The sequence below is a fragment of the Micromonospora sp. DT229 genome (assembly GCF_049844505.1).
GTDB lineage: Bacteria > Actinomycetota > Actinomycetes > Mycobacteriales > Micromonosporaceae > Micromonospora.
Genome location: NZ_JBNCLD010000004.1, coordinates 60,473 through 73,858 on the forward strand (window position 1 = coordinate 60,473; position 13,386 = coordinate 73,858).

Consider the following 13,386-nt stretch of genomic DNA (forward strand, 5'->3'; position numbering starts at 1 on the left):
CGCCCGCTCCCGGCGTGTTCCGCAGGACTGTTTCGGCGCATCTCACACACCATCGAACCGTCCCCAAAACGCCCCAGAAGAGTCCCGCCGACCACCTCCCGCCACCTCGCACCCCGCCACCTCGCCCGCCGCCCGGCGGAGATGCGGATTCCGTTGCCCATGTCACTCTGACTCGCTGAATTCGTTGCTATGGGCCGCATGGTCAACCGATTGCACTTGCCATTCGTCGCTTGACTGTGGGATAACCGTGGGCAGAGCGGCCGGTGACCCCTGACCGGCCCGAGACCGATGGGGCTGACATGGCCAACGCCACCGACCACCTCTGGATGCATTTCACCCGGATGGCGAGCTACTCCGCCGGCGAGGTGCCGACCATCGTGCGCGGCGAGGGAGCGTACGTCTGGGACGCCCAGGGCCGCCGCTACCTGGACGGGCTCGCGGGCCTCTTCGTCGTCAACGCCGGCCACGGGCGCACCGAGTTGGCGGAGGCCGCCGCCAAGCAGGCCGGGGAGCTGGCCTACTTCCCGCTCTGGTCGTACGCACATCCGACCGCGGTGGAGTTGGCGGAGCGAATCTCCACCCTCACCCCGGGGGACCTGAACCGGGTGTTCTTCACCACCGGCGGTTCGGAGGCGGTCGAGGCGGCCTGGAAGCTGGCCCGGGCGTACTTCAAGCGGGTCGGCAAGCCGACCAAGCACAAGGTGGTCAGCCGGTACATCGCCTATCACGGCACCTCCATGGGTGCCCTGTCGATCACCGGCCTGCCCGGCATCAAGACCGATTTCGAGCCGTTGGTGCCCGGCGGCATCAAGGTGCCGAACACGAACTTCTACCGGGCGCCGGAGCACGGCGACGATCCGGTGGCGTTCGGCCGGTGGGCCGCCGAGGAGATCGGTCGGGCCATCGAACGGGAGGGGCCGGACACGGTCGCGGCGGTCTTCCTGGAGCCGGTGCAGAACTCCGGGGGGTGCTTCCCCCCGCCGCCGGGCTACTTCGAGCGGGTCCGGGAGATCTGCGACGCCTACGACGTGTTGCTGGTCAGCGACGAGGTGATCTGCTCGTGGGGGCGGCTCGGCGAGTACTTCGGTGCGGTCCGCTACGGCTACCAGCCGGACATCATCACCACCGCCAAGGGCATCACCTCCGGGTACGCCCCGCTCGGTGCGATGATCGCCAGCGACCGGCTGATGGAGCCGTTCCTGACCGAGACCGGCATGTTCGCCCACGGGGTGACCTTCGGCGGTCATCCGGTCTCCTGCGCGGTCGCCCTGGCCAACCTGGAGGTCTTCGCTCGGGAGGATCTCGTCGGGCACGTACGGGCCAACGAGGGCGCCTTCCGCGCCACCCTGGAGAAGCTGCACGACCTGCCGATCGTCGGCGACGTGCGGGGCGACGGCTACTTCTACGGCATCGAGTTGGTCAAGGACAAGGAGACCCGGGAGACCTTCGACGAGGCGGAGTCGGAGCGGCTGCTGCGGGGCTTCCTCTCCACCGCCTTGTTCGACGCCGGGCTCTACTGCCGTGCCGACGACCGGGGTGACCCGGTGGTGCAGCTCGCTCCGCCGCTGATCGCCGGGCAGCAGCAGTTCGACGAGATCGAGCAGATCCTGCGCACCGTGCTCACCGAGGCCTGGTCCCGCCTCTGACAACGCCGGGCGCGCCAGCGTCCATCGTGGTCGGACCGGGTGATCGCGTCCGGTCCGACCGGCACCCTCAGGAGTCGCCGTGTCCTACCACGACCTGTCGTACTGGCTGTCCACAGTCGACGAGCCGCTGACTCCGCGTGCGGCGTTGGCCGGTGAGACCGATGCCGACGTGGTGATCGTCGGGGCGGGCTACACCGGGTTGTGGACGGCGTACTACCTGGCGCAGGCCGACCCGGGGTTGCGCATCGTGGTGCTGGAGCGTCAGGTGGCCGGTTTCGGCGCCTCCGGGCGCAACGGCGGCTGGTGTTCGGCCCTGCTGCCCACCTCGCTGACCGGGCTGGCCCGTCGGCACGGTCGGGACGCCGCGATCGCCATGCAGCGCGCCATGTACGACACCGTGCGCGAGGTCGGTCGGGTGGTCGCGGCCGAGGGCATCGACTGCCACTGGTCGTACGCGGGAACGGTCACGCTGGCCCGCAGCGCACCGCAGCTACAGCGGGCCCACGCGAGCGTCCTGGAGGCCCGGGAGTTCGGGTTCGGGGCCGAGGATCTCGCCCTGCTCGGTCCCGACGAGGCCGAGGCCCGGTGCGCCGCCGAGGGGGTACGGGGTGGCACGTACACCCCGCACTGCGCGACCGTGCACCCGGCCCGGCTGGTCCGGGGGCTGGCCAGGGCGGTCGAGCGACACGGGGTGACGATCCACGACCAGACCCCGGTCACCCGGATCCGTCGGGGTGCGGCGGTGACCCCGCACGGGACGGTGCGGGCACCGGTGGTGGTGCGGGCCACCGAGGGGTACACCCCGGGGTTGCCCGGTCAGCGGCGGGCCATCGCTCCGATCTACTCGCTGATGCTCGCCACCGAACCGCTGCCACCGGCCACCTGGGCCCGGATCGGCCTGGCCGAACGGGAGACCTTCACCGATCTTCGGCATGTCATCATCTACGGCCAACGCACCGCCGACGGTCGACTCGCCTTCGGCGGGCGGGGTGCTCCGTACCATTTCGGCTCCCGGGTGCGGCCCGCGTACGACCGGGAGCCACGGGTCTTCGCGGCGCTGCGTCGTACGCTCGGCGACCTGTTCCCGGTGCTGGGTGCCGAGGTGCCGGTGTCGCACACCTGGGGCGGGCCGCTGGGAGTGGCCCGGGACTGGGCCGCCTCGGTCGGTTACCAGCCGGCCGACGGGCTGGCCTGGGCCGGCGGGTACGTGGGCGACGGGGTCGGCACCAGCAACCTGGCCGGACGCACCCTGGCCGATCTGATCCGTGGGGAGCAGTCCGAGCTGACCGCCCTGCCCTGGGTCAACCACCGTTCCCCCCGCTGGGAGCCGGAGCCGCTGCGGTGGTTGGCCGTCAACGCCGGCCTGCGGGTCATGTTCTCCGCCGACGAAGCCGAGTCCCGCACCGGGCGGCCCTCCCGCCGAGCGGACGCCTTCTCCCGCCTGCTGGGCAGCTGACCGACAGCCGACCCCGGACGGGTCAGTGGGTGGGCGGAATCACCCGCAGGTGACCGCGACGGGAGGTGGAGGGCGGGGTCGACTGGGCGTTCTGGTTCTGGTCCTCGGACGGGGGACGAGGGGCGGGCCGGGCAGCTTCCCGTACCGCCTCGGCGAGGGCGACCAGGTCGTCCGTGGTCGGCGGCGGTGGCTCGAACTCGCCCTCGTGCCGGACCACCTCCCAGCCCCGGGGGGCGGTGAGGCTGCGGGCGTGCGGCTCGCACAGGTCGTAGGTGTGCGGCTCGGCGAACGCGGCCAGGGGGCCGACCACGGCTGTCGACTCGTTGTAGACATAGGTCAGCGTGGCAACTGCCTGCCGGGGGCAGCCGTTGCGGGAGCAGCGCCGTGGTGACCTCACCGGCGCAGGGTATCTCCATTACCGGGTCCGGCGCACTGCTTCGCGTTACGACACGCCCGACTTGGTGATCACATTTCCCACACATCGACCCGGCACGCCACAGTGTCGGCGCAGCTGTGGCCGGCCAGGGGTGGGGGCTACCCTTTGGCTCATGACGAGCCCGGAGAACCGCCGCCCCGGCGGCAGCCGGCGGGGCCACCGCGACCGGCATGGTCGTGGACTGCGCGGACGGCTCGTGCCGGCCACCGTGCCGCTGGCCCGTACCAAGGCGGAGATCTTCGACGAGCTGGTGCTGGACACGGTCGAGACGCTGGAACGCCGGTTCGCCAAGGAGCTGGCCGGGGTCGAGTTCGCCGTGGAGGACGTCCCGCCCGAGCTCAATGTCTACGACTCCGATGTGCTGGAGGATGGCGAGGTCCCGCTGGCCCGGCTGTTGCCGGGACGGCCCGGTCGCCAGGAGGTGCCGCCCCGGATCGTGTTGTACCGACGTCCGCTGGAGTTCCGGGCGATGGACCGGGAGGACCTGGCCGACCTGGTCCACGATGTGATCATCGAGCAGGTGGCGAACCTGCTCGGTATCGACCCGGACGAGCTGGCCTGACGCTCACCCTGTCGCAGCCCCCACCGCGACAGGCCGTCCGGGACGACCAAGCCTCCGGGCGGGGCGGTCCCCAACCGCCCCGGCCCGAGTACGGATCAGGCGGCGCGTCGCTTGAGCTTGCGGCGTTCCCGCTCGGAGAGCCCGCCCCAGATCCCGAACCGCTCGTCGTGCCCGAGAGCGTATTCGAGGCACTCCGTCTTGACCTCACACCGCGAGCAGATCCGCTTCGCCTCGCGGGTCGAGCCGCCCTTCTCGGGGAAGAACGCCTCCGGGTCGGTCTGCGAGCACAACGCCCGCTCCTGCCACTCCGGCGCGTTTCCGAGCAGGTCGGCCGCCTCGAGTTGGCCGTCCATCAGTTGCCTCCTTGTCGCGCACCGGCGTCATCGCCGCTGCAACCCCCCACGCGAAAGGCGTGTTTGTCCGTCCGGCCCCGTTTTGTTGCGTTCCGCGTGAACAACCCCATTCAAATTACACGCGTGTAATGCGTGCGTCGTCAAGCCAAACTTGATAATGGAGTCGCCCTCCCGACACGCTCCCGGACGGCCCTGCGGACCACCCGGCCTCGCCCTGCCCTATCGATTCAGACCCCGGCCGAGTAACGCCCCTCCCGGCGAGTTGCCCGAGTTTTCTGCCGTGGCGTCCACCCCACGACCGGCCCCCTCCGGCCATGTGCGAGCACTCCTGGCAGACCAGCCGTGACAGCGATTGATCTTGGGAGGCAAGGTTATCCCGACTTGGTCCACCCTGCCCGTCGATCACAAGCGCGACGGCCGCGCTGAGTCCACATAGTGGACCAACGCGGCCGTCGGCAGTGCGTGAGGGGTCAGTCAGCGGAGGGAGAAATGCTGGTGGGCCAGACGAACTCGGTCACCACCCCACCGGCAACGGTGACCGCACCGGCTGGCTTCATTTCGTCCCACCAGACGGTATACAGACCGGATGGAAGATCCGGATAGACGGCACTGTGGAAGGTGCCGTCCTGGACCTGCCGCTCCCGTACGGCCGCATGGGTCCGCCGTTGACCACCCCCGTCGGCCAGGCTGATCTCGATCTCCCGGCCGAGCAGCCGACGCCCGGTGTGAATGATCAGGGCACCGGTGTCCCCGCCGAGGTTGAGCATTACCGTTCCACTGCCGGTCGGCCCGTACGCGTGGACGTGATCGGTCATCCGCCACCTCCCCTTAATCAGGCCCGCACGAGCGGGTTGTTGAACCCGTCGTACGGCGTACCGAGGAATGGGAACTTACGCAGGAAGGGTGCGGTCACGTCGGCCTCGGTGAGCCCCGGGGTCACCGCAGCGGCTGCCTCGTCCGGGGTGAACTTCCGGTCCACCAACGGCACGGTCAGCCCGGCGATGGCCCGCAGCGCGATGGTCACCACGTCGTCGGTGACCCGCCGACCGTTCGGGTAACCCGCCAGATCGCCGCCGAGCACCCCCAACCGGTTCGGTCGGCGGGCCGGCCCGATCGCGGTGTTCAGCCGCAGCATGTCGGCCCGGGTGTCGCCGGTGGCGTTGGTGAAGCCCTTGATCAGCCCCTCCGGTATGCCGGTCAGCAGGATGGCGACCAGGTCCGCCCGCGCCTTCTTCGACTTGGTCAGCCGCTCCAGGTTGGGAAAGACACCCGGGTAGAGCACCGGCAGCAGGGCGGCCAGTTCGGGTTGCTCGACGAACTGCGCGAACCGCTTGTCCTCCGCGGGCGGCAGGGTGTTCCACAGGTCCTTCTGCGCCATCGGCACTATGACCTCATTGAACAACGGGTTGCCCAACCTGGACACCTGGGTGAACGGGCCGGCGTTGGTGTCGGCGGCGCTGCGTTCCCCGAGCACCCTGACCTGACGCCGGGAAGCCGAGGTCCACACCCCGATCACCGAGGCCGGTTCCTGCCAGTGGTACCGGTTGGCGCGGCGACGCAGCTTCTCCACCGGCACCTGGATCGCGATGCTGTGCACATTCATCCGGTCCAGGGCGTTCACCGGCTCACCGGCCGCCTTGAAGATCTTCTTACCGGCGACGTGCAGCTGCTGGAACGGGCGCAGGGTACCGAGATCGAAGATCGCGCCCAGATCCACGTAGAAGCCGTCCGCACGCTGCCCGGCGAAGACCTTCTCCCCAGTGGAGAGGTTGAAGGTGGCCTGGCGCACCAGTTCGCCGTAGTTCGGGATGGACAGCGGGCCCACGTTGCTCGGCGGGCAGGGCAGCTTGCGGGCCAGCACCTGCTCCTTGCCACCGGCGATCCGGGTCAACCGGTAGAACTGCCGCCGGTTCCAGTTCTCGCTGTCCAGGGCCTCGATCGGGCCGGTGTTGTAGAGAAAACTGTTCGGGTTGGTGATCTCGGTGCTGAACTCGAAGCGGTAGGTGACGTCCGGGCGGCCGTCGCCGTTGTTGTCCACATGGATCTCGTACCGCACGTCGTCACCGAACTCGAAGAAGTTCGGCCCCCCGGAGGGCAGTTGCAGCGGCACGTAGTTGGCGATCAGAGTCACCGTGTCCGGACGATCCGGGGTGACGAAGGCGTACAGGTCGCAGGAGTCGGCGACCGGATCCTTGGCGATCTCCGGCGCCTCACGGTGTGAAGACATGGCGCAGCCACCTCACTGGGTGAGAGAAGGAATTGCTTGAGAATCGGCCGGGCGTACAGCGCCCACGCCGGGAGATCAGCGCCGGGCGGCGCGCCGCAACCGGTCGGCCAGGCCCCGGTCCCGCACCTCGATGCGGGACTCGCCGACGAACACGTCCATGACCCCGGAACGGCCGTCGCGCAGGTGCACCACGATCGTCTCGTCGACACCGGCGGCGGCGCCCTTGTCGTCTCCGGCGGAGGAGAGGCCCGGCACGGCCAGGGCAGCGGCGCCCAGGGTGGCGCTGGCCGCCGCCGTCAACGTCTGCCGACGGGTCAATCGCGGCCAACGCCGCTTGCGCGTCTCAGTTCTCATGGCAACCTTCCGGCAGCGGCGCACACGGCCCGCGATGGCGGACGGACCGGCGCGACCAGGCACGCCAACTCCGTGAGAAGTTGCCGGCGGCGAGAGCCTCGCCGCTACCGCCGCCGGCAGTGACAGGTACGGCCGGCGGCTGGCGAAAGTTCGATGTCAGGCTTCCACGTGACCGTACGCAGTCGTACGCCTACGGGCCGGCCGGCCCGCCGCCGCCGCGATCGCCCGCAGCTGCTCCTCGGTACGCGCCGATCCGTTGTCCGAGCCCGCCATCCGCGAGATGGTCTCCTCCATCAAGGTGCCGCCCAGGTCGTTGCAGCCGCTGCGCAGCAACTCCGCGCTGCCCTCGTCACCGAGCTTGACCCAGGAGCACTGGATGCTGTCGATGCGGCCGTGCAGCAGCACCCGGGCCATCGCGTGCACCGCCCGGTTGTCCCGCCAGGTCGGCCCCGGCCGGGCGATGCCGGCGAGATAGATCGGCGCGTTGGTGTGCACGAACGGCAGCGCCACGAACTCGGTGAACCCGCCGGTACGGTCCTGCACCCCGGCCAGTACCCGGAAGTGGGTCAGCCACTGGCCCGGATGATCCACATGTCCGTACATCATCGTGGAGCTGGACCGGATGCCCAGCTCATGGGCGGTGCTGACCACCTCGACCCAGGCGGCGGTCGGCAGTTTGCCCTTGGTGAGCACCCAGCGCACCTCGTCGTCGAGGATCTCCGCGGCGGTGCCCGGGATGGTGTCCAGCCCCGCCTCGCGAAGTCCGCTGAGCCACTCACGCACGGACACCCCGGCCTTGGCGGCGGCGGTGGCGATCTCCATCGGAGAGAAGGCGTGCACGTGCAGCTGCGGTACCCGTGCCTTGATCGCCCGGATCAGGTCGGCGTAGACGGTCACCGGCAGCTTCGGATCGATGCCGCCCTGCAGGCAGACCTCACTGGCCCCGGCCGCCCACGCCTGCTCGGCCCGGTCGGCGACCTGCTCCACCGACAGCCGGTACGCGTCGGCGTCGCGCTCACGCTGGGCGAACGCGCAGAACCGGCAACCCACGTAGCAGACGTTCGAAAAGTTGATGTTGCGGTTGACGACGTAGGTGACATCGTCGCCGACCGCCTCGCGACGCAGGTCGTCGGCGGTACGGCAGAGCTCGTCCAGCGCCTCACCGTCGGCGCCGAACAGGGCCAGCGCCGCCTCGGCGTGCCGGGGCTCCAGCAGAGCCGCCGGCTCCTGCCCGGCCAACCGCAGCCCGGCGCGCAGGTCGGCGTCGCCGAAACCCGCCGTGGCCGCTCGACCGGGGCTGCCGGCCTGCGTCGGCGGTACGACGGCCTTGGCGGCCACCTCCGACCAGTCGCCGTAGACGTGGTCGAAGTCGCCCCGCCGGTCGCCGGTACGCCCCGTCGTGTCGATCGTGACGTGCAGGTCGGTACGGCCGCCGTACGCCTCGTCGGGCTCCTGCCACGGCCGACCCACCGGTCGGGCCGCCTCCACGGCCAGCCCGGTGGCCGGATCGGCCAACGCATCGACGTGCGGCAGCACACGCGGATCCAGCCACGGCTCGCCCGCCCGCACATACTCCGGGTAGACCGTCAGCCGCTCGCGCAGGGTGAACCCGGCAGCGGCGGTACGCGCCGCCAACTCGTCGAGCTGCGGCCAGGGACGCTCCGGATTCACATGATCCGGGGTCACCGGGGAGACCCCGCCCCAGTCGTCGATGCCGGCCCGCAGCAGCAGGTCGTACTCCCCGGCGATCAGGTTGGGGGGTGCCTGGATGCGCGCCTTCGGCCCGAGCAGCACCCGGGTCACCGCCACGGTCGCGGCGAGATCGTGCAGTTCCGCGTCCGGCATGGCCCGCATGGCGGTGTCCGGCTTGGCGCGGAAGTTCTGCACGATCACCTCCTGGAGATGGCCGTACTCCCGGTGCGCCCGACGGATCGCGAAGATCGCCTCCACCCGCTCGGGGTGGGTCTCGCCGATGCCGATCAGGATGCCGGTGGTGAAGGGGACCCCGACCCGCCCGGCGTCGTCGAGCACCCGCAGCCGCACCGCCGGCTCCTTGTCCGGTGAGCCGTAGTGCGGGCCACCGGGCTCCGACCAGAGCCGCGTGGCCGTGGTCTCCAGCATCATGCCCATGCTGGGCGCCACCGGCTTGAGCCGTTGCAGTTCCGACCAGGAGAGCACCCCCGGATTCAGGTGCGGCAGCAGGCCGGTCTCCTCCAGCACCGCCACCGCGCAGGCGCGCAGATAATCCAGGGTCGACTCGTAGCCCCGTTCGTCCAGCCACTGCCGGGCCGCCGGCCAACGCTCCTCCGGCCGGTCACCCAGCGTGAACAGCGCCTCCTTGCAGCCCTGCGCGGCGCCCGCCCGGGCGATCTCCAACACCTCGTCGCGATCGAGGAAGGCGGCCGGCAACCGGTGCGGCACGGTGGCGAAGGTGCAGTAGTGACAGCGGTCCCGACACAGCCGGGTCAGCGGAATGAAGACCTTCTTGGAGTAGGTCACCACTCCTGGCCGGCCGGCATCCCGCAGACCGGCGTCGCGGATCGCCCCGGCGATGCCGAGCAGTTCGTCAAGGGCCGTACCGCGCGCGGTCAGCAGCGCCGACGCCTCCTCGACATCGAGCGCCCGGCCTGCGGCGGCCCGGCGCAACGCCCGCCGAATCGCTGCCTCACTCGACACGGGCCCGCTCCCGTCAACCATCCGCTCAGCCTATTCGCTGCCACCCCGCCCACCGCGCCGGCGTGGGGAACCACACCGGCGGGTCAGGAGATCAGGTGGATCGCCCGCCCGGATCGATGCGCTGGGTACGATCCCCGTCACCGTCCGGCCGGGGCAGCGCCTGGGTCGGCTCGGCACCCTGACGCGTGACCTCCTCGGTGGGCTCGGCGCTCTGCCGCGGCATGGTCTGGGTGGGGTCGGCTGACGCCGGCTGCCCGAACGGCGGCGCGGACGCGGGCGCGGGCGGCGCGGACGCGGGCACTGCTGACGGTGGTGCCTGCGGGGGGACGGCCGGCTGACCGTGCGGCGGCCAGGTGTGCGGCGACGCGGACTCCGGGGACGAGGCGGGCTGCCACCCTTCGGAGAAACCCGTCCCCTGGCTCGTGTGGTGCATCTGGCCCGCGCCGGTTTCCTGGCCCGCACCGGGACGACCCGACTGGTCACCGGTCGACCATCCGCCGCCGGGGTGTCCGGACTGGCCGGGGCCCGGCTGACCCGGGTATCCCGCCTGGTCGGTCTGACCGGGGTACCCGGTCTGGCTCTGGTAACCAGACTGACCTGGGTATCCGGACTGACCTGGGTATCCGGACTGGCCCGGGTAGCCGGACTGACCCTGGTAACCGGACTGGTTGGGGTATCCGGGCTGGCCCTGGTACCAGGACTGGGCGTTGCCGTCGCCGGGCTGGCCGGGCCAGCCGGGCTGCGGGGTGCCGTACAGGCCGGGCTCCGCCTTGGGGCGGGGCACGTGGTAGAGCCGCCGCCAGACACTCCACACCACGTATGCGGCCAGGCCGAACAACGCCACCCAGGCCACCCGGGTCAGCAGACCGGTGAGGGCGTCGAAGATCTGTGCCTCGGCCAGCCGACCGACTAGCCAGACCAGCAGGGTCAGCCCGCCGAGCACGGCACTGACCGCGTACTCGATCAGGGCCACCTGGGTGATCAGCTTTGCTCTCGGCACCGCCGGGGCGATGTGGGTGGCCAGCAGCACGGCCAGCACCGGCAGCACGATCGCCTCCAGCCCGATGAAGGCGAAGAAGGCGCTGCCCGCACGGCCGGTCACCGTGCTGTAGGCACCCTGCGGGGCCAGCAGCCGGATCAGGCCGACGAAAAGGAATACGGTGTTGGCGCCGAGAAGCACCAAGGCGGCGAGTTCCCTCAGCGGCCGGGTCACCTGATCAGCCGTCGTCGGGGCATTGGGCGAGGGCGGCTCGGCAGGGCTGGTCACGAACTCTCCCTGGGGGCGAAAGCGGACAGATGGCGACGTGAGCCTAGTCTCCCCGGGCGACGCCGCGTTGCAGGTGTCACGTAGGCGAGGATGGTCGGATGCGCATCGTGGTTCTGACCGGGGGCATCGGCGGAGCCCGCTTCCTGCTCGGGGTGCGGGCCTATGCCCAGGAAGTGGGAGCGGAGGTCACCGCGGTAGTCAACGTCGGTGACGATCTCCGCCTGCACGGGCTGCGGGTCTGCCCGGATCTGGACAGTGTCATGTACACCCTGGGCGGGGGTGCCGACCCGGAGCGAGGCTGGGGCCGGACCGGGGAGACCTGGACGGTCAAGGACGAGTTGGCCGCGTACGGTGCCGAGCCTGGTTGGTTCGGGCTGGGCGACAAGGACCTCGCCACCCACCTGGTCCGCACCACCATGCTGGACGCGGGATACCCCCTGCACCAGGTGACCGAGGCACTGGCGACCCGCTGGCAGCCCGGCGTACGGCTGCTCCCGGCAACCAACGACCGCCTCGAAACCCATGTGATCGTGAGTGCGAGGAGTGAGCTTGCGAGCCCCGCAGCCACGAACAACGCCAGCACCGTGAGTGCGAGGAGTGAGCTTGCGAGCCCCGCAGCCACGAACAACGCCGCTGCTGCTGACGGCTTCGGCGGCGGGCAGCAGGCGATCCATTTCCAGGAGTGGTGGGTACGGCATCGGGCGCAGTTGCCGACCCACCGGTTCGTCTTCGTCGGGGCCGAGGCGGCGAAGCCCGCTCCCGGCGTGACCGAGGCGATCGCCGAGGCGGACGTGGTGCTGATCGCGCCGAGCAATCCGGCGGTCAGCATCACGCCGATTCTGGCCGTGGCGGGCGTACGGGAGGCGGTGACGACCGGGCCGGCGCCGGTGGTGGGCGTGTCGCCGATCATCGGTGGCGCGCCGGTGCGGGGCATGGCCGACCGGTGCCTGGCGGTGGTCGGGGTGGAGTGCAGCGCGGCCGGGGTCGGGCAGTTGTACGGCGCCCGGGCGGCCGGTGGCCTGCTCGACGGCTGGCTGGTGGCCGAGGAGGATGCGCAGACAGTGATACCGCAGGTGACCGTACGCGCGGCACCATTGCGGATGACCGACGAGGCGGCGACGGTGGCGATGGTGCGCGCCGCAGTGGAGATGGCATGAAACTGGAGATCCTGCCGGTGCCCGGCATCGGCCATGTGGCTGAGGGTGACGACCTTGCCGCATTGATCGCGACGGCGGCGCCCTGGCTGCGCGACGGCGATGTGCTCGTGGTGACCAGCAAGATCGTCTCCAAGGCGGAGGGGCGGTTGGTGGACGTCCCGGCTGACGGGCCGGAGCGGCAGGCCGCCCGGGAGGAGATCCTGGCGGCCGAGACCGTACGGGTGGTGGCCGCCCGGGGGGCGACCCGGATCGTGCAGACCCGGCACGGCTTCGTGATGGCCTCGGCCGGCATCGACGCCTCCAACGTCGACAAGACACGGCTGGTGCTGCTTCCCGAGGATCCGGACGCCTCGGCCCGGGCGCTGCGGGCCGCCCTGCGCGACCGGTACGGCGTCCAGGTGGCCGTGATCATCAGTGACACCTCGGGCCGGCCCTGGCGCAACGGGCTGACCGACGTGGCCCTCGGGGTGGCCGGGATGGAGGCCATCCGCGATCACCGGGGCGAGGTCGACCCGTACGGCAACGAGTTGGTGCTGACCCAGATGGCGGTGGCCGACGAGCTGGCCGCGGCAGGCGAGTTGATCAAGGGTAAGTGTGATCAGATGCCGGTGGCGGTGATCCGGGGCTACCTGACCGCGCCGCTGCCCGACGACGGCGCGGGGGCCAAGGTACTCGTCCGGGACGCCGAGATGGACCTGTTCGCGCTCGGCACCGCCGAGGCCAAGGCGGCCGGGCTGGCCGCCGCCGCCGTCCTGGCCGACCGCCCGGGCGAGACCGCACCCGATCCCTCAGCGGTCGACCGGGCGATCGCCGCGGTCGCCGAGGTGGTCGCTCCCGGCACGGTCTTCACCCAGGTGACCGACAACGACGTACGTACCGGCCTGGTCGCCACCGTGGCCGGGTGGCCCGCCGAGGCCACCGCGCTCGTGCTGTGTTCCCCACCCACCCCGGTTGGCCCCGTCCAACTGGTCCGCTTCGGCACCGACGTGCAACGCCTCCGCACCGCCCTCGCCGCCGAGGGCGTCCCCTCCCAACTCCTCCCACCCCCCGCCCACACCACCGCCGCCGCCACCCTCGCCCTCTAACAACCCCACCCACCCCCACCCCCACCCCCACCCCCACCCACCCCTCAGTCGGTTGATCATGAGGTTGGCGGCACTCGTTGATCTTCAGAGTGCCGTCAACCTCATGATCAACGGGGTCGATGGGGGTGGAACGCGGGTCGATGAGGGGTGGGGTGGGTGGGTCGATG

At 70.8% G+C, this 13,386-nt stretch carries 12 protein-coding genes; 5 read left to right on the forward strand and 7 right to left on the reverse strand.

The genetic code is table 11. From position 1 onward, the window contains the following. Window positions 1-299: 299 nt before the first annotated feature. Window positions 300-1,646 (forward strand): aspartate aminotransferase family protein, encoded by a 1,347-nt coding sequence (locus ACLQ2T_RS07725; RefSeq protein WP_425765298.1) that lies wholly within the window; start codon window positions 300-302, stop codon window positions 1,644-1,646. A gap of 79 nt (window positions 1,647-1,725) precedes the next feature. Continuing rightward, window positions 1,726-3,102: an NAD(P)/FAD-dependent oxidoreductase gene (locus ACLQ2T_RS07730; protein ID WP_425765299.1), complete on the forward strand. Its 1,377-nt coding sequence runs from the start codon at window positions 1,726-1,728 to the stop codon at window positions 3,100-3,102. Window positions 3,103-3,124: 22 nt separating this feature from the next. Here the strand turns inward: ACLQ2T_RS07730 and ACLQ2T_RS07735 are convergent, their stop codons facing one another. Then, a complete protein-coding gene (locus tag ACLQ2T_RS07735) occupies window positions 3,125-3,499 on the reverse strand; it encodes a DUF3499 domain-containing protein (protein WP_425765300.1) in 375 nt (124 codons plus the stop codon). A 151-nt stretch (window positions 3,500-3,650) separates the two neighbouring features. On the opposite strand from ACLQ2T_RS07735, the gene ACLQ2T_RS07740 reads away from it, so the two are divergent. Beyond that, a complete protein-coding gene (locus ACLQ2T_RS07740; RefSeq protein ID WP_425765301.1) occupies window positions 3,651-4,100 on the forward strand; it encodes a metallopeptidase family protein in 450 nt (149 codons plus the stop codon). Between the two features lie 95 nt (window positions 4,101-4,195). On the opposite strand, the gene ACLQ2T_RS07745 is transcribed toward ACLQ2T_RS07740, so the two are convergent. The 6 genes from ACLQ2T_RS07745 to ACLQ2T_RS07770 all read right to left on the reverse strand — a co-directional run bounded on the left by ACLQ2T_RS07745 (window position 4,196) and on the right by ACLQ2T_RS07770 (window position 10,977). After that, the gene (locus ACLQ2T_RS07745) at window positions 4,196-4,453 is read right to left on the reverse strand and encodes a WhiB family transcriptional regulator (RefSeq protein WP_013731688.1); all 258 of its coding nucleotides are present in this window, start codon (window positions 4,451-4,453) and stop codon (window positions 4,196-4,198) included. Window positions 4,454-4,923: 470 nt separating this feature from the next. Then, window positions 4,924-5,268: a phospholipase gene (locus ACLQ2T_RS07750; RefSeq protein ID WP_425765302.1), complete on the reverse strand. Its 345-nt coding sequence runs from the start codon at window positions 5,266-5,268 to the stop codon at window positions 4,924-4,926. Window positions 5,269-5,285: 17 nt separating this feature from the next. After that, on the reverse strand, window positions 5,286-6,680 hold the full coding sequence (locus ACLQ2T_RS07755; protein WP_425765303.1) for a DUF4331 domain-containing protein: 1,395 nt from the start codon (window positions 6,678-6,680) through the stop codon (window positions 5,286-5,288). 75 nt (window positions 6,681-6,755) lie between these two features. Further along, complete coding sequence (locus ACLQ2T_RS07760) at window positions 6,756-7,034, reverse strand: hypothetical protein (protein ID WP_425765304.1); 279 nt, start codon at window positions 7,032-7,034, stop codon at window positions 6,756-6,758. Between the two features lie 156 nt (window positions 7,035-7,190). Beyond that, window positions 7,191-9,731 carry a bifunctional FO biosynthesis protein CofGH gene (locus ACLQ2T_RS07765; protein WP_425765305.1) on the reverse strand — a complete coding sequence of 847 codons (2,541 nt, stop codon included), beginning with the start codon at window positions 9,729-9,731 and terminating at the stop codon, window positions 7,191-7,193. 70 nt (window positions 9,732-9,801) lie between these two features. Then, window positions 9,802-10,977, reverse strand: a complete 1,176-nt coding sequence (locus ACLQ2T_RS07770; RefSeq protein WP_425765306.1) for a hypothetical protein — start codon at window positions 10,975-10,977, stop codon at window positions 9,802-9,804. Window positions 10,978-11,075: 98 nt separating this feature from the next. On the opposite strand from ACLQ2T_RS07770, the gene ACLQ2T_RS07775 reads away from it, so the two are divergent. Next, window positions 11,076-12,134 (forward strand): 2-phospho-L-lactate transferase, encoded by a 1,059-nt coding sequence (locus ACLQ2T_RS07775; RefSeq protein WP_425765307.1) that lies wholly within the window; start codon window positions 11,076-11,078, stop codon window positions 12,132-12,134. Beyond that, window positions 12,131-13,219, forward strand: a complete 1,089-nt coding sequence (locus ACLQ2T_RS07780) for a coenzyme F420-0:L-glutamate ligase (RefSeq protein ID WP_425765308.1) — start codon at window positions 12,131-12,133, stop codon at window positions 13,217-13,219. The genes ACLQ2T_RS07775 and ACLQ2T_RS07780 overlap by 4 nt, the downstream gene beginning before the upstream one ends. Window positions 13,220-13,386: the final 167 nt, after the last annotated feature.

Bases quoted from the DNA above. Each gene is read 5' to 3' on its own strand.
- ACLQ2T_RS07725 (WP_425765298.1), top strand. From the start codon at position 300: ATGGCCAACGCCACCGACCACCTCTGGATGCATTTCACCCGGATGGCG.
- ACLQ2T_RS07740 (WP_425765301.1), top strand. From the start codon at position 3,651: ATGACGAGCCCGGAGAACCGCCGCCCCGGCGGCAGCCGGCGGGGCCAC.
- ACLQ2T_RS07745 (WP_013731688.1), bottom strand. From the start codon at position 4,453: ATGGACGGCCAACTCGAGGCGGCCGACCTGCTCGGAAACGCGCCGGAG.
- ACLQ2T_RS07750 (WP_425765302.1), bottom strand. From the start codon at position 5,268: ATGACCGATCACGTCCACGCGTACGGGCCGACCGGCAGTGGAACGGTA.
- ACLQ2T_RS07755 (WP_425765303.1), bottom strand. From the start codon at position 6,680: ATGTCTTCACACCGTGAGGCGCCGGAGATCGCCAAGGATCCGGTCGCC.
- ACLQ2T_RS07760 (WP_425765304.1), bottom strand. From the start codon at position 7,034: ATGAGAACTGAGACGCGCAAGCGGCGTTGGCCGCGATTGACCCGTCGG.
- ACLQ2T_RS07765 (WP_425765305.1), bottom strand. From the start codon at position 9,731: ATGGTTGACGGGAGCGGGCCCGTGTCGAGTGAGGCAGCGATTCGGCGG.
- ACLQ2T_RS07775 (WP_425765307.1), top strand. From the start codon at position 11,076: ATGCGCATCGTGGTTCTGACCGGGGGCATCGGCGGAGCCCGCTTCCTG.
- ACLQ2T_RS07780 (WP_425765308.1), top strand. From the start codon at position 12,131: ATGAAACTGGAGATCCTGCCGGTGCCCGGCATCGGCCATGTGGCTGAG.